The organism is Endozoicomonas euniceicola, assembly GCF_025562755.1.
Lineage (GTDB): Bacteria > Pseudomonadota > Gammaproteobacteria > Pseudomonadales > Endozoicomonadaceae > Endozoicomonas_A > Endozoicomonas_A euniceicola.
Window position 1 is genome coordinate 1,979,768 of the sequence record NZ_CP103300.1, and the last position, 17,302, is coordinate 1,997,069.

Consider the following 17,302-nt stretch of genomic DNA (forward strand, 5'->3'; position numbering starts at 1 on the left):
TTGAAATTCATCATCCTGTGACCAGTGCATACGCCTGATTTTCTGCTAAAACTGATTCGTACTTTGTACCCGAGGTTATTATGAAAATCAGAGCGTTTACTGTTATTTCTGCTACGGTGGTCTCCCTGTCTCTGGCAGCATCTTCTGTAGAGGCCTTTCCTATTCCCGGCAGCTACGCGCCTTTGTTTGAAGCATCGGCGGTGGTGCCACAGCAAGGCAACCCCGCTGGAAAACTGGTAGAAAAGTTCAACATCTCCAATTTGATTGGCAAGAGTCGGGTCCTGTTGTTGACCTATCCGAAAAACTGCACCTTTATCTGCCCCACTGAACTGATTGCCCTGAAAAAACGCATTGGCGACTTTCACGACCTTGGCTACGAGGTGCTGGTACTGTCTACCGACGAAGCTTCCCTGAGTAAAGATAAAGATGCTTCACATCAGGCGTGGCGCATGAAGTCAGATAAGCCAGCGGCTGGTAACAAGAATACGCCCATTGGTATTGGGGACGCAGACTTCATCATGGTGTCTGATGCCGACCATAAGATCATTCGTAGTTACGGTGTCGAAGGCGAGGACGGGCTGGCACTGCGGGCTACGTTTTTTATTGATAAACAGGGCAAGGTTCAGATTTCAGAAGTACAGATGAACAGCATAGGGCGGGATGTTGATGAGCTTTACCGGAAAGCGGCAGCACTTAAATTTGTAGAAGAAAATGAAGGCATGCTGGCTCCCCAGGGCTGGCAGCCGGGGGATGCCGGCATGGAACACAGTCACGAAAGTGTTCGCAAACAGGTTAAGAAACAAAATTAGTGTCGTTTATTCGGGTATGGGCAAGTCGTGTGCGTCATACGATCCTATAATGCAAAGCTATATCCTTACGTAAGTACAGGGCTGTCTGACCATTTTACGGTTCAGACAGTGCTCCTCTTTGACAGGTAAACCCCACTATGAAAGCTCACATCGCCTTCATCATGGCAATACTAATCTATCACACCTCAGCTTACGCTGATTATTCTTTATACTTCATGAATAATACTTATGACGAGATAACCCTGAACAACACCTGTGACCATCAACTGGACAGCCCGTACTGCAGAGCTCTGAACAGTGGCAAGCTCGATGCCTTCAAGCGGGTTGGCAGCCATTCCATAAACTATGACTCTGGCATTAAAAAAGATCAGGACTATATCCTGAAAAGCTTCTTTTCAATACCGGGTAGCGAAAATTCAGCTGACAATAATTATTTCTCCACGACATTCCATGGTGATTTCTTTGGCAGCCATATCACCGAAGTCAGTGTCTACGTTGATGGAATCCAGCACGTACTGCTTGATGACAAGAATTCATTTAATCATGTTTTACCCGATAAAGTTGGCTCAGTAGAAGTCCGTCATTCTGATGGAAACACCTACACCTTTTACGTTAATGCTCAGAAAGACTCGATTTCGATACAGACAATCGACCACCTGTTTTACGCCATTGATAAAAAGCCCACGCTCCTGTCATCGGAAAGTGATAATGAGCTGACTGTGATCACCTACAACATTAAAGCTTTTCCAGACTATATTGGCCTGGCCCTGGACTTGAATAAAATGGATTCAAGAGTCCGCTACCTGTCTCAGGCAGACGCTTTGAGAAAGGCCGATGTTCTGGTGTTTCAGGAGGCCTGGGATAGCGGTAGCCGCGATACACTGAAAAAAAAGCTTCATGAAATATACCCTCACAGCTACGATCCAATACCAGAAAGCTACCATCTAAAGCTTTTAGGCAGTGGCTTGCTGGCTTTAAGCCGATACCCAATCACAAACACCGCCTTTGTTAACTATCAGGATTACCAGACCCTTCAAGGTCTGGATCGTTTATCCAACAAAGGCGCAGCGTACTTTAAAATAGATAAAAATGGTAAAGCTTATAATCTTATTACCACGCATGCACAGGCAGGCGTTGGTAATAACTCTATAGCCGCCAGACGAGAAGAGTTCAAAATAATCAAGAAGGAAATCATAGACAATCAGGCACTGGCTATACCCCCTCATGAACCCTTATTAGTTCTTGGTGATTTTAACACCGACTTTTACAATGAAAAGCAGTTTGGCTACCTGCAATCAACTCTTAACCTGGACTCAGGAAACGTGTTGAAAAACCTGTTCAAGACGCCAAAATTCAGCGCCGACTCAGACTTGAACCTGATGATTGCCCCCAAAGATTCCTCACGTTCAATACTCGATATGGCATTGCCTGTGAAAGACTTCTTACAACCAGTCAGCAGCCACTCTCAAATAACCCCGCTCAGGGCGTTAGACAACAATCGTATGTATCAACGATCCCGTAATGCGAAGCTCTATCATTACGGAAATGTTGAGTTATCTGATCATTTTATGGTTCAGGCGAAATTTATTTTTGCTGAATAACCAAACGGTGAAGCACTCATTAAATGAGTGAAGCCCAGCTGTTTGCTGGCTTCACTCATCCGTAATATCCTCTTCAACACCTTCAACGATATTCCGGCACTGCCCAGTAAGACCCATGTAAAAACCAGTTAAGAGTCGAGCTTTTTAGCAGCAAAAAAATGAGGTGAGGTGTTTGCGTTCAAGGGTGACATTAACGCTGGACATGACGTCCACAATCAATCACAGAGGGAGTAAGGAAGATACTCCGGTAAAGCTTGTTATACCGCTCCCCTAACCGTTATTTCCAGGCAGGCAGGTGCGGCTTCCGCCTGTTGTTATATATTTTATATTGTATAAAAAGCACTCTCGTAGGTTTTTTTCCTTATATATCAGACTGTTCAATAATTGTACTTTCTTTTGAAGATTTGTTCGTTTTCGAAAGGTTGTGCCAATGAATGGAAAGGAGTGGAACGATACCGGTATAGATTGCCTTGTAATGCTGGCTCATTTCCACGATGTCGCGGCACAGGCTGAACAACTTCAACACCGGTTTGGCGATTCGCGGACTCCTCTGGGTGATATTGAAATATTGCAAGCGGCAAAGGTTTTGGGGTTAAAAGCAAAACAAGTCAATGCCGATTCAAATAAACTTCAGGATCTGCCTCTGCCTGCCATTGCCAAACACATTGATGGCAGTTACTTCATTGTTGCCAGAGTTCACGAAGGCAAGGCATTAATTCATAAAGCAACGAGCCGATCCCCTGAAGCCCTTCCTGTTGATGCATTAAAAGATGAAATGACCGGTAAACTCTTCTTGTTTACCAAACGCTCAATCCTGCCAGGGGCACTTACACAGTTTGACTTCAGCTGGTTTATTCCAGCCCTGCTGAAACATAAAAAACTATTGAGTGAAGTGCTCATCGCCTCTTTTTTCATTCAGCTTTTTGGACTGATCACACCCCTGTTTTTTCAGGTAATCATTGATAAGGTACTGGTCAATCAGGCATTAACAACCCTGGATGTACTGGCCTTTGGCCTGCTAGTCATTTCTGTGTTTGATGTCGTTTTAAACGGCCTGAGAAATTACATCTTCAGCCATACGACGAACCGGGTTGACGTGATACTGGGCGCACGCCTGTTCAGTCACCTGGTGCGACTACCGGTTGCTTACTTTCAGGCTCGCCGGGTGGGCGATACCGTTGCCCGGGTTCGGGAACTGGATACTATCCGTGAGTTTATTACCGGCTCTGCCCTGACGCTTTGCATTGACCTGTTTTTCACGCTGGTGTTTTTCGTGGTGATGTATTTCTACAGCCCGACGCTCACCTGGATTGTACTGGGCTCTATTCCTTTTTATGTGTTGTTGTCCCTGGTAGTGACCCCCATCCTTCGGGCCCGCCTGGATGAGAAGTTCAAAAGAGGTGCGGCCAACCAGTCCTTTTTAGTGGAGTCAGTCACCGGTATCGAAACCATAAAAAGTACCGCTGTCGAACCACAGATGCAGCGTCATTGGGAAGATCAGCTCGCTGCGTATGTCTCTGCCTCATTTCGGGCCATGAATCTGGGTAATATTGCCAGCCAGCTGGCGGGCCTGATTAATAAAGTGGTTACCGTTCTTCTACTTTGGGTGGGCGCTACCCTGGTGATTCAGGGAGAGCTGTCGGTTGGGATGTTGATTGCGTTTAATATGATCTCCGGTCGTGTCAGCGGCCCGATACTGAAGCTGGTTCAGCTATGGCAGGACTTTCAGCAGGCGGGCATATCGGTACAGCGGCTGGGAGATATTCTGAATATTCCGCCCGAGCCCGGTCACAACCCCAACCGTACGACACTTCCTGCCCTGAAAGGCGAAGTACGGTTTGAACATGTTGTTTTTCGCTATCAGCCAGAACGACCTGCTGTATTAAACAGTGTCTCACTATCAGTCAGGGCTGGTGAAGTCATCGGTATTGTTGGACGGTCCGGATCAGGAAAGAGCACGCTGACCAAACTTGTCCAGCGGCTTTACGTTCCGGAGGCAGGCCGCCTCCTGATTGATGGAATTGACCTGGCTCTGGTTGAACCCTCGTGGTTGCGTCGTCAGATAGGCGTTGTCCTGCAGGAAAATTTTCTATTCAACCGGTCAGTAAAAGACAACATCGCCCTGGCGGACCCCGGTGCGTCGCTTGACCGGGTCATGAGCGCTGCCCGGCTCGCCGGTGCCCACGAGTTCATTCTGGAATTACCAGAAGGTTATGACACGCAGGTGGGGGAACAGGGCAGCTCTCTGTCTGGCGGACAAAAACAACGCATTGCTATTGCCCGCGCACTGCTGACCAATCCCAGAATTTTGATTTTTGATGAAGCGACCAGCGCACTGGATTACGAGTCTGAACACATCATTCAACAGAATATGAAGCGTATCAGTCAGGGCCGCACCGTCTTTATTATCGCGCACAGGCTGTCCACGGTTCGCAATTCTGATCGAATTATCGTAATGGAAAAAGGGCGCATTGCTGAGGAAGGCGACCATCAGGAACTCATGCGGCTGGGAGGGCACTATGCCCGGCTGAATGCCCATCAATCGGGAACGGTGAGATTCGGTGAAGAGGAGGTTGTGTAAAATGTTTGCATTTTTGTCACAAAAAATCCTGGCGATCACTGAAAACGACACTGTACAACAAAAGACGCGCCGTCAGTTTCTCCCGGCAGCCCTTGAGGTTGAAGAAACCCCGGCGCACCCCGCTGGACGTGTTGTTGCTTTAGTCATCGGGCTTTTGTTTATCATCGGCGTGATCTGGGCGTGTGTGGGCAAAATCGATATTGTCGCCATTGCCCAGGGCAGGATCATCCCGGGCGAACGGGTAAAGACCATACAGCCCATAATGACCGGGGAAGTAAAAATTATTCATGTGAAAGAAGGCGACGAAGTTAAAAAAGGTCAGCGCCTTGTTACTTTCGACACGACTTTGACTAAAGCAGAGTTGACCCGGGTGAGTAAGGAAATTGCAGCCCTCAGCTTGCAGCTGGCTCGTGAAGAAGCGTTCACTTATTTTCTGGATAACCCATCAGAGCCACTGCCCAAAATAAAACAGATTCTGACTGAAAACTTCTACCTGAAGAAGGTTGAAGATCACGACCTTAATTTTGAGTGCAGGCTCCTTGAGCAACAGATAATAGATCACCTGGCTGTTCAAAAAACCATGCTCAGTCAGCTTAAAAGCAAGCAGTCAGAAAAAATGAGCATCCATGCAATAGTCAGTAAGCTGAAGCGAGTATTGCCTATTGTGAGTGAGCGGACAAAGGCTCTGGAAGGGCTTTACAAGAAAAATTATGGTTCCCGGGTTCAGTACCTTGAGCTGAAGCAACAGCAAATAGAGACTGAAGAGGATATCACCGCTCAGGAAGCTGCGCTGCAACGACTTCAGGCCGAAGAAGAGCAGGTCCGAAACGAGCTGAATAGAATGCACGCGCAGGTCCGGGAGGAAAGTCTTGACCAGCAGGGACAGCTGCACCGACAGTTGGCGGGTTTAGAACAGGAGAGAATCAAAGCGAATGAGCGCTTTGAGCAACAAATATTGCGCTCACCGATTGATGGGACAGTACAACAACTTCAAACTCACACCGTCGGTGGCGTTTTTGAACCTGCTCAGAAGCTGATGCAAATAGTTCCCTCTCAGGCAACTATGGAGGTGGAAGCCTGGGTGCTTAATAAAGACGTTGGTTTTGTGCAGGAAGGTCAGACGGCAGAGGTAAAAATCGACACGTTTAATTTTACAAAATATGGGCTGCTTAGCGGTTTTTTGGCCACTCTTTCCAATGATGCAGTTCCTGATGAAAAACTGGGGCTGAGATATCTGGCAAATATCCAGATTGAAAAAGACTGGATGCAAGTTGGTAACCGGCAGGTGGATTTATCTCCGGGAATGACAGTAACTGTAGAAATTAAAACGGGACAAAGACGACTTATTGAGTATTTTTTAAGCCCACTGTTGAGGTTTAAACAGGAGAGTGTGCGCGAACGATAAGGCAGAGTAAATAAACGGACAATTTTGACACGACAAAATAAAACAGTGTTATACGGTGCTGACAGTATAGGCAGATATTAAAGGCACCCATAGCAAATAGTATCTTTACAGAGTGACAAAACACATGAGTACGTTAAAACTTGATAGTGAATTTCAGGCATCATTTCAAAAGTATTTTAATCAGGCGTTAGCAGAAGGCGTTTCTGATTCTTTCAAAGGAAATCATGAAAGTCTGGATCCGGGCATTGCGATCAATGCGATGGTTAATGCTCTGAAAGAATCAGGGGCTGATGCAGATACCATTGAATCAATTCAGAATCTCAAAGATAATGAAGAAATTAAAGATTATAATAAGAATTTTTCCGATTTGCTCAATAGCAAAGAGGTTGATGCTTTTAACAGGTCAGAACTGAATGTTAATGAAAACCTGAATGACTTGCTTGATTTTTCTGCTAATGTGCACAATTACAGTGACTTTGATCTGTTTAAGGAAGGTGCAACGAAGTATGGAGGAAAAGTAGGTAGCAGTGTTGTCTCGGGGGTTCTCACGGGTATTGATATTAATGATTTTCTGGATATGAAGGCTCGTGAGCAGAAGCTCGATTCAGCACTGAATTATTATCATAATAAACTTGATCCGGATCTCACAACAGAGTCCTTTGAGAAAGTATTTAAAGAATATAATCCTGGCGAGCTGACACCTAAGGAAAAAGCACTCAGCAATATTTATGATGCCCTGGATGATCAGGATACCTTCGCTGCTGATGAAGCCGCTAAAGCGAAAACGACGTACGGGAAGATTAAGTCAAAGGTAGGCACTATTGGTTCTGCCGGAGCTACCCTTGTGGGCATTGGGTTAGACGGCAAGGGTATCGCTGATAATGTCAACAAAATTGATGATCTTGAAACAGCACTTAAAAATAAGGAGATTACACAGGAAGAGTTCGACTTTCAAAAAAGACAAGCCATTATAAAGACAACGATAAACTCGATCGGTCTTGCAAGTGGCGTCGTTACGGGCTCAGAGAAAATTGCCCAACAGATTACCAAGTACTCAGTCCAGCACGGTACCAAAGGGGTGGCCGTTACTGGTTCAAAGCAGGTAACTAAGCTCGCCCCCGTTGTCGGCGATATGCTGGCTATTGCGATGTCAACCGCGTCCCTGGTTCAAAACGCAATGAGCGCAGACTATGCCAGAGAACAAGGCAACCATGGTCGTGCGGCCATGTTTGGCGTGATGGCCACGCTGGACTCTGTGAATGTTGTATTGAATGGCGTAGGGCTGGCATTAGAATTCATTCCAGGTGTCGGGAACCTGGCTTCTATGGCCGTAAACCTTGTCACTATTGGTGTAGATTTTGTGAAGTCCCTGATTGGTGTCTTTACCGATATGGTGGATACGCGGGAAGAGCACGAAAAAATTGCCGAACAATTTGAAAAGTACGTAAATTCCAGTGCCTTTCAAAATGAGGTCTCTAATCTATCCGAGGGGTATAAAGAAAAAGGCTACGATATTTTTGAGTACCGGATTGATTCCAGCAGTGCAGGAATTGAAGGCAGTGAAAGTGCTCATAGCAAAGTCCCCTTACATTCTGAGCTTAGAAACCTTTCAGGAAAGGTCTTGGAGGGCATCGACAAGACAGATCTTAAAAATGTTATTTACGATAATACAGGCAAAACTGAAACCATTGATCTTGGAAAGGGCGATGACCTGATCAAGCTGTTTAACGATAAGGGGGTTAAAACGATCTATGGTGGTGATGGTAATGATCAGCTGATCTCCCTGAATGGTGATCATGAACTCAATGGTGATAAGGGCGATGACAACATCTTTCGAAGAAATGGCCATGGCGACGCAAATGGCGGTGAAGGGGATGATAACCTTGAATACTTGCTTAGCACTGGCGTAATTACAGGCGGCCCCGGAAATGACCGTATTAAAACCGATAAAGGGCATGTAGTTCTTAAAGGAGATCAAGGTGACGACACCCTGCTGGGTGGCTTTGGTATCAACCCTATTGATGGTGGAGACGGAGACGACATCATGGATGGGGGGTTGAGCTTCGACAGGGTGTTTGGCGGAAAAGGCAATGATTATATTGTTACCGGCCTGGGCTATGATATTGTTCATGGTGATATCAATAAAGATTATTCTGGCGGGCTCGACCCCAACAGTATTGATACCCTTTCTTTCAGGAATACTGGCGTAGCCACAGAGCTTTATAAAAATGAATTGACTCGGGATCGGCTGCTCGAAATAGGCTACAATATCAACCTGAACGACGACGATCATAGCTTTGCGAGATCAGAAAAAAAGAAATACGCCGTTACAAAATTTTCTGATCTTTTTGATAATGACTTTGTCCAGAAAACCAAAGCCATTGAATCTACCGCCGTTAGCAGAGCTTTTACTATTGACTATGATCTGTTTAATTCTTATACCGAAGATACCATTAAGGTTTACGAGGGTAAGGAAGAGATAGAGAAGTTCTTTAATGAGAAACTGAATGCACTAAATATTCTTCGTCAGCCACAAGGTTTATATCTACTCGGTGAAGGTCTGTATGAAATGAAATCAGCGCCGGGCTATGATAAAACCTTAATCCTTACTAACGGTGACAACCTTGTCGTTATTGGTGAGCAGCGAGCGTTTGAAATCACGAAAGATGATTTCGATGATTTCACAAAACACGATGAAACGAGTACATACAGACCTCTGACTCAGGATTTCTGGAAGTATCTGGCGGGCCAATTCGGTGGTTTGACTCAATTTTCCGAAATCGAAAAAGTCATAGACTCACACGGATCCGATTCTATTTCAGGCAGCGATGGGAGTGATACCATTGTTTTTGGCCGTGGAGAAAAGGATATTGTAAATGCTCGTGGCGGAGATGATGTTCTGATTTTTGATCACGGTATTGACGGTAACTTTTTCCAGGAAGAAAGTAACAGGGATAATGACACGACGTATAAGCTGCTGACGGGCGAGTATCATGTGAACGGGGGAAGCGGTCAGGATACTCTTTTAATTCGACCATCACCTTATTTTAACCACACTACCTATTATACCGGTTCTAATCCTAACGCGTCTTATTCACCTTCGTTCTGGGAATTCCCTGCGCCCGGGGAAACCCGGAAAGTGAACCTGCCTTACACTTTTGACCTTAGACTCGGCGAAGCTACTACGAAAATTTTTGGCAAAGCGCTCTACGTGAAGAACGTTGAGACCATTATTGGTCAGGATAAAAGCTATATTGCCAGCAGTAGCAATTATCAATATTCGAATGATCATATTGTTGCAGATGATATTGATAATAAGATTTACGGTAAAAGTGGCGACGATCGTTTAGAGGGACGTGGCGGTGATGATCTGCTCCATGGCGGCGAAGGCAGGGACAGCTTATATGGTGGTGCCGGTAATGACACCCTGATCAGTGGAGGAAATGATGACCAGTTGTATGGTGAAACAGGGAATGATCACTTGGTAGCCACCGATGGTTTGGTTACTATGCACGGGGGAGAAGGAAAGGATACTTATCAGATTCAGGTAGTGTCTAAGGATCCCGCCCGCCCTTGGAGTGTTGCAAGAGCCAAGATAACAGAAAATGACGAGGGTAATGTACTTGTCTTTGATGGTATCAGCGACCTGGACTCCATGACTCTGACCGGTCATAAAAACGGCCTCATCATGAAGGATGAACAAGGTCACTCCGTGTTAGAGTGGAACACCTCAAAGGCGTTCACTGATTATCGCGAGCTGGCTGAGTCGTTTAGTGAAACCTTTGTGGGTATCGTTTTCTCTGAAACCAATAAAGGTATGACAGAGGACCAGATCAAAAAGCTACTGCTGGATAAATTTAAATCGGCTATTACCCGAACCGATGAGAATTACAAGGGCAAGGCTGATTTAAGCGTTGATATGGTGTTATCTGACTCCTTAGCACAGGAGGGTAGTGATTATGATGATAGCATTGTGGTCGATCGCTACAGTGAGGGAAAAGCAATCAATGCCCACGGTGGTGATGACTTAATTATTGCAACCTATGCCGAAGATGATGGGAGTAGCACTAAAACCAGCACCGTAAACACGGGTACGGGCAGTGATATGGTTGTCATCGGTAATACAGACCGCAAGGTTGACATCAACTTTTTGAGCAGTGGCAAATTGTCCACAGACGTTAATACGCTTCTGATCAAAAATCTGGACATGAATAAAATCCAGCATGCACAAAAAGGATCCCGGCACGAGTTGTCTTACGACGGTAAAGTGTTTGCTACGCTGGACGCTCTGCCAGATCGCTTGCTGATTGAAGATGCTCACTATGATCATACTTGGGTTATTGATGATATCCCTAACTACTTTGGTGCCACTGATGCGAGAAAAGCACCGACGGCCTTTTTAGATAAAAATATGAATGTAGGAATTGCGTTCAGTGAGTTGGCTCTGGATGTCAACACTGTCGACCATCACAGGATAGAAGCTGCCGTAACGGGAGATAGTATTACATTCTATTCTACAATGGATAACTATGTTGCGGGAGATGGTTCATCTTACACCCAGACTCGTCACGAAATGCGTTCAATCAGCCAGACGAAACTAGCTGAAATGGGGGTAGCACAATTTATCACCGAATGGGTCACGGAGATGCCTGGAGGTATTCGTTTTGGTAACAGTTACATGAGTATCACTGAGTTTTCAAAGGACATACTATTAAGTCTCAGGAAATCCAATGACAGTTATGAAACAAGTCTTGATCTTTCCGAAGCTTATAAGGCTTTAGCGACCATTGCGTCTGTGGATCGTAACTATACACAACCCGAGGGCAAGCCTGTTGACTATGTCGATATGCCTGAGTATGTGGTTGACCTCGCTGATGGCTCTGATGTCAATTTATTTGTGACTTCACACGACCACTCGCTGGTTGATGCAGATAAGGAGGATATGACAAAAATTATCCGAGCCGACTTCTCTCAACTCGATAATGCGTTGTTAGTTATAGGTGGAGGTCCAACAGGTGCAGGTGTAACGGCTGATGATTTGTGGTTTGCTAAATCAGGTACTGACCTCTTAGTTGATGTTATTGGAACCGATGATGAAATCACCATTAAGGACTGGTTCCAAGATGATGCTAAAAAACCTGATTACATTGGAGCGGGTCACCGCCAACTCAATGCTGATAAGGTCAGCAGTCTGGTCAATGCGATGGCTGCGTTTGACGCGCCGCCAGCAGGTGACGCAAAACTGGACTCTGCCGTGCGTGATCAGATAACACCTGTTATTGCTGCGGCCTGGTCGACCAGTGTACTTTCGTAACACCCTGACCTGGCGTTACCGGATCAACAAACTTATCCTGTTGTTGACCTGAAATTCAATTTGAAGATTCTTCTTCTCCTACCACACTCATTCATGTCTGTGAATGAGTGTGGTAGATACATATCCTCTTCAACACCTTCAGCGATATTCCGGCACTGCCCAGTAAAAACCATGTTGAGCGGTTTTCAATAGCCCCTGCCTTCACGCTTTGGTAATCTTGCGGCCAAAAGAATAATCAATAACTTAACCAGACCCAAGGAGGGTGGGAAATTGGCTATACACTCCAGACAACCGGGGTTTCTTCATGCGTTGCTAACCTTCGGCCTTATTGTTACTACGATTGGCATTGGCCTTTTTGTCTTGCAAACCAGCCTGCACAGTCTGATGCTATTGTGTCTGCTGATTGCAGGCGTGAGCGCCCGAACCCTGGGCGCAGAATACGATGCCATAAAAAACGCCATGAATGACAGTATTTATAGCGCACTATCCGCCATTTATATTTTCATTCTGATCGGCGTCATTATTGCTGCCTTCATTGAGGGCGGCACGCTGGCTACCCTGCTTTATTATGGTATCCGCCTGATTGAACCGGCTATCTTTCTTCCGGCAGGGCTACTGTTTTGCACCATTATGTCTCTGGCGACAGGCACCAGCTGGGGAACGGCTGGAACGGCTGGTGTGGTGTTGATGAGCATTGGTGAATCCATGGGCTTTCCGGTTGCGGTGGTGGCAGGTATGGTGATTTCCGGGGCCTGTTTTGGCGATAAAATGTCGCCGGTTTCAGACACCACGAATCTCGCGGCGATGTCATCCAAAACCAACCTGTATGCTCATATAAAAAGTATGAGTTATACGACTGGGCCTGTCTATTTAATCGTGCTGACCCTGTTTACGCTTTATGGGCTGAACTACAGAGACAGCATAATGCCTGCTGAACATCTTGAATTGTTATGCGATGGTTTAGATTCAGCGTTCACTATCAGCCTGTGGACCTTATTGCCCCTGTTAGCGATGCTGGCTCTCAGTATGCGTCGTGTGTCTGCGGAACTGGCAATGGCTGCGTCTGCCCTGGTGGCGGTACTGTTGGCCATGGTTCTGCAAAGGCAGGAAGCGGGCGTGGTTCTTAACAGTTTATTCAATGGCGGCAGTGTTCGCTCTGAAGTGACGGAGCTGAATTCATTGCTGGGGCGGGGAGGCATCGCCTCCATGATGTGGACGCTGTCGCTCTCCCTGATGGCACTGGCATTAGGCGGCGTTCTGGATCGCTTTGGTTTTCTCAGAGTACTGATTGTCGGCATTCTGTCCAGGGTAAAACGAGCCGCCACACTGGTTGCGACCACTATAATCACCAGCCTGTTTGGCAATATGGGCATGGGTGAAGCGTATATGACCATTATCCTGGGGGGACAGTTGTTTGGGGATGCCTACGATGAGAAAGGTTTAGACCGTTGCGTCATGAGTCGCTCACTGGAAGAAGGCGCAACGCTGACTACCGCATTAATTCCCTGGACAACCGGTGGAGCGTTCTTTGCCTCAACACTGGGTGTACCGGTTATGGATTACGCACCATGGGCATTGCTCAACTGGATGAACCCCCTGTTTTCCATGGTTCTGGCCTACACGGGTTTTGCGCTGTTCAGGACAGACCAACCGTAAGCCACCCTGACCGGGCTGCCAGTGATTCTGATGGCCGGGTTCCCGAACTAATCCTGTTTACTGTCTGTCCAATGTTCTAACGACTTGGGTTGAAGGGTCACGAATATCTCTGCTTTATGGCAGGGCGTGACTACAGGGAAATGGAGGTCAGGTATGAATAGTTCCAGTCACCAGATATCAGTATCCAGCGCTATCGGGCTTTCTGCACTAGCAGCGACAGCGGCAAACGAAACAGCCAGAAACACGATTATGTCAGGTGTATCCTGGCTTGGCAGGTCTTTGTGGAGTATTCCGGGGCAGCTGGCAAATAACTTAGTGTGGTGTGCAAGTGGGATCAGAAACAAGGGCTCTATAGCCGTTAATTATGTAACACCCTCTCTGAAGCCCCTGCTTGAGCGTGAGGTGCCGGTAAAAACACTGGCTCGTCCCTTTAGTTCAGTCATTGGTGAGTCCACCACTAAAGCAACAGGCACTATCAGCGCAGGCTCCCTTGCTCTGGCTGCCATAACGCCATTGTTCTATCTGACCAAAACAGGTGTAAATAGCTGTCGGCGTTATATAAAAAGCCATCAACAATACAAGCGGGCTTATGAGGTTCTGAATAACAACACAGAAAATGCTTCAGCGGCTCTAGCCCTTGTAGACCGAGCTTTAACGAACGATGCCTGCGTATACCAAAAACTATCTCAACGATCAGTATTACCAGAATGGAAAGGCTTATTGATGGCTGTCATACCCGCTATTCTACTGGCTCCTGAGCTGGGTTCCGCTGCTGTAGCGGCTGGAGTGGTTGCCGGTGTTTCCCAGATTGCCAGTAACGCCTGGGAAAAGTGGGCAAACAGCAGCATGCTTGAGCAGACGCAGGGACATATTCGACAGGTAAGAGACAGGCAGGAATTAATTGAACTCAAAGAGAGCTATGATTCTTTGGATAGCCGGCTGGAGGCTTTGGAAAAAGCAACAGAAAAATAGCACCGGCCAATCGCCCTGCCAGCAAAAATCAGCCATCAACCGATCAGTCAATAAACTGTCCGGGCGCTGTTACAGGGAAACCTGCACCCGGACAATACGTACCAGCTTGCGCCCCATCCCTATATCTCACTATTTTCACTTTGCCTCAAAATAATATCTTCATTCGTACACTTATAACTTATCTTTTAAACGTGACTGAACTGAGGTTTTCATGCAACACCATCACTCTCTGGACGCCCGGGGGCAGCTCTGCCCACAACCACTCATACAAACCCGCCGTCTGCTAAAAACATTGCAGGCGGGTGAGCGTTTTCAGGTCATTGTGGATAATGATATCGCCCACCTGAACCTGATGGCTTTTTTTGAAGATCAGGGAATGAATCCTAAGTGCGTTACAGGGCCGGGAGAGTGGGTTATATCAGCGACCTGCCAGACTTCAGGCAGTCAGTCTGGTACGACTGTAAGCCCTGCTGAAGATAGCTCTGCCGAAGACAGCTCTGCCCCGGCCAGAAAAAATACTCAAACGCCAACTCCACACTCTGACTACATTGTTGTGCTGAAAAGTGAGTGTATGGGACAGGGGAATGACGACCTTGGCAGCCTGCTGATTAAAGGCTACCTGAGTACCCTGAAAGAAATTGATCACAAACCATCGACCATTATTCTATACAACGGTGGCGTCCGGCTGGCAGTCGAAGGATCGGGGGCTGATTCAGCATTGCAGGCGCTGGAGGCGATGTCGGTTGATATTATGGTCTGTGGAGCCTGCGTTGACTTCTTTGAGTTACAGGGGCAGCTGGCCGCTGGTCGTATTTCCAATATGTATGACATTGCGGAAAAAATTGCGGCCACCGGTCATGTGGTGTACCCATGAAAACTGCCGCTCCTTTAACCTACTTCGATAACAGCGCTACCAGTTATCCAAAACCAGTTGAAGTCATGGAAGCCATCAGCCACTACCTGACAGAGATGGGTGGAAGCTATGGTCGCTCATCCCATGCCAGGGCTTTTGAGTCCAGCTCTGTTGTTGAGGCGTGTCGTGAAAAGCTGGCGGGCCTGCTGGATATCGAACAGGTCGAAAACCTGTGTTTCGCCAGTAATGCGACACATGCCGCTAATACGATTTTACAGGGTTTCTCCTTTCCTGAAGGTGCTGAAGTACTGATATCACCACTGGAACATAATGCAGTGGCACGGCCTCTGGCGATGCTGGAACAACAGGGGCAAATCTCTTTAAAAACCCTGCCTGCTGGCAGGGATGGCCGGGTGATTCCGGAGCAGATAAGCGATCTTGTCAATAGCCGCACGACACTGGTCGTTGTGAACCATCAAAGTAATGTTAACGGTGTGATTCAACCCGTTGCCGACATAAAAGCGGTGGTGGGCAATGTGCCTGTACTGGTGGATGCTTCCCAGTCCCTGGGAAAATACCCGGTGCATGTGGATCAGTGGGGTATTGATTATCTGATTTTCACCGGACACAAAGCCTTGCTGGGGCCGACCGGCACCGGTGGATTTTATATCCGTGAGCCGCACACCATAAAACCCCTGTTGCTGGGCGGTACGGGCAGTAACAGTGAACACCTTGAAATGCCAACCGTGATGCCGGATCGCTTTGAAGCTGGCACACCGAATATAGCAGGCATTTTTGGCTTGTTTGCGGCTCTGGAACATCCTCCGAAACCACGCCACAGTCGTGAAGATTTTCTTATGCTGCTTGAGGGTATTCAGGCCATTGATGGCTTTATTGTCAACCGGGCAATCGATTCTGAAACCCAGGGCGAAGTGATATCCCTGACCCACACTGACCTGGATGCCGGTACGCTGTCATGGCGCCTGGAAAAGCAGTTCGGTATCAGCACCCGTTCCGGGTTGCACTGTGCGCCGCTGGCACACCAGCATCTGGGTACCTACCCTGAAGGTACCTGCCGCTTATCGCCTTCTGTTTATCACTCACCCGACGATTTTGCCTATCTGCTGGGTGCATTAAAAAGCATTACGATGGAGGTCGCAGCATGAAGCGAGCATTTATTCTGCTGAAAAACATGCGTGCTGCCATTAAGGCTGAAGCCTGGTGCCGGGAACAGGGTGTTGCCTGCGAAGTGGTTCCTGTACCCCGGCAGTTATCTTCGGAATGCGGCATGTGCCTCGAAGTGGATAACAACCAGGCCGACACGGTACAGCAGCAACTGCAATCCGCAGGTTTTATTTTGACGCTTGCCCGCTTGTGACATACCCCCTCCACTGAACCGGCAAGTCGATTACAGTGGAGGCGTTCTGACCTGGAGTTCAGGGTTATGCCAGATCTGCTTTCTAAAAAAATTCTGGATAAGATGCATTCCGTGGTTTTAAACGGAAAATTAAAGCTATTTACCTACGAAAAGTTTGGCTTAAACGTTCAAAATCTCATCATTCTCGCTCATGGGGGCGCTCACAACCAGAACGGACTTCCCTGTGCTATTCAACGTTTTATGGGAACCTACTTTTTTAAAAGCCCCCTCTGGACGACGCTATTCTTCTACTCCCCTCATAATACAATCACTTTCGGAAGTCTGCTCTCATTTATGGATGGTTCATACCGTCCCTTTGAGGCTTACACTCCCGGCGAGTCCGTCATCAATTACTCGCTGCTTCACAGTGTCGATGACCAGCCATCAGGCAGCGATGAATATATCAGGTTCAGTCTTTACCAAAGTCGTCGTGGCTCAGGACCAGATTTCACTCAACACCCATTCCGTATTTTCGACATTGTTACTGTGGAACCGTCTGGATCACAGGGCATCCCCCTTAAAGATGTACTCGACACCCTGTTCCTGGTGGGAAAGCAATACCCCAGAATTCACTGCACATTCTGTCGCAGCGAATACCGGTCAGAAAAGCGTTACTATGAACCAACTTACGATTACATGAAAAGGTTCGGTGTTCGCCCTACCCGACCGAAGCCGTCGGAAGTTTGATCTTATA

Annotated in this window: 11 protein-coding genes; all 11 read left to right on the forward strand. The window is 47.1% G+C overall.

Annotated features, from left to right (window positions below; genetic code table 11):
- Positions 1-80 precede the first annotated feature (80 nt).
- On the forward strand, positions 81-809 hold the full coding sequence (locus NX720_RS07380; protein WP_262600405.1) for a redoxin domain-containing protein: 729 nt from the start codon (positions 81-83) through the stop codon (positions 807-809).
- A 137-nt stretch (positions 810-946) separates the two neighbouring features.
- The gene (locus NX720_RS07385; RefSeq protein ID WP_262600406.1) at positions 947-2,410 is read left to right on the forward strand and encodes an endonuclease/exonuclease/phosphatase family protein; all 1,464 of its coding nucleotides are present in this window, start codon (positions 947-949) and stop codon (positions 2,408-2,410) included.
- Positions 2,411-2,840: 430 nt separating this feature from the next.
- On the forward strand, positions 2,841-4,991 hold the full coding sequence (locus tag NX720_RS07390) for a type I secretion system permease/ATPase (protein WP_262600408.1): 2,151 nt from the start codon (positions 2,841-2,843) through the stop codon (positions 4,989-4,991).
- A gap of 1 nt (position 4,992) precedes the next feature.
- Positions 4,993-6,396: an HlyD family type I secretion periplasmic adaptor subunit gene (locus NX720_RS07395; RefSeq protein WP_262600409.1), complete on the forward strand. Its 1,404-nt coding sequence runs from the start codon at positions 4,993-4,995 to the stop codon at positions 6,394-6,396.
- A 124-nt stretch (positions 6,397-6,520) separates the two neighbouring features.
- Positions 6,521-11,710 (forward strand): calcium-binding protein, encoded by a 5,190-nt coding sequence (locus NX720_RS07400; protein WP_262600411.1) that lies wholly within the window; start codon positions 6,521-6,523, stop codon positions 11,708-11,710.
- Between the two features lie 270 nt (positions 11,711-11,980).
- Positions 11,981-13,366 carry a Na+/H+ antiporter NhaC gene (gene nhaC, locus NX720_RS07405; RefSeq protein WP_262600412.1) on the forward strand — a complete coding sequence of 462 codons (1,386 nt, stop codon included), beginning with the start codon at positions 11,981-11,983 and terminating at the stop codon, positions 13,364-13,366.
- A gap of 153 nt (positions 13,367-13,519) precedes the next feature.
- Positions 13,520-14,338: a hypothetical protein gene (locus NX720_RS07410; protein WP_262600414.1), complete on the forward strand. Its 819-nt coding sequence runs from the start codon at positions 13,520-13,522 to the stop codon at positions 14,336-14,338.
- Positions 14,339-14,549: 211 nt separating this feature from the next.
- Positions 14,550-15,212 carry a sulfurtransferase-like selenium metabolism protein YedF gene (yedF, locus tag NX720_RS07415; RefSeq protein ID WP_262600415.1) on the forward strand — a complete coding sequence of 221 codons (663 nt, stop codon included), beginning with the start codon at positions 14,550-14,552 and terminating at the stop codon, positions 15,210-15,212.
- Complete coding sequence (locus NX720_RS07420; protein WP_262600416.1) at positions 15,209-16,357, forward strand: aminotransferase class V-fold PLP-dependent enzyme; 1,149 nt, start codon at positions 15,209-15,211, stop codon at positions 16,355-16,357. The genes yedF and NX720_RS07420 overlap by 4 nt, the downstream gene beginning before the upstream one ends.
- Positions 16,354-16,569: a DUF3343 domain-containing protein gene (locus tag NX720_RS07425; RefSeq protein ID WP_262600417.1), complete on the forward strand. Its 216-nt coding sequence runs from the start codon at positions 16,354-16,356 to the stop codon at positions 16,567-16,569. Before NX720_RS07420 ends, NX720_RS07425 begins: the two co-directional genes overlap by 4 nt.
- A 66-nt stretch (positions 16,570-16,635) precedes the next feature.
- Positions 16,636-17,295 (forward strand): putative adhesin, encoded by a 660-nt coding sequence (locus NX720_RS07430; protein ID WP_262600419.1) that lies wholly within the window; start codon positions 16,636-16,638, stop codon positions 17,293-17,295.
- Positions 17,296-17,302 lie beyond the last annotated feature (7 nt).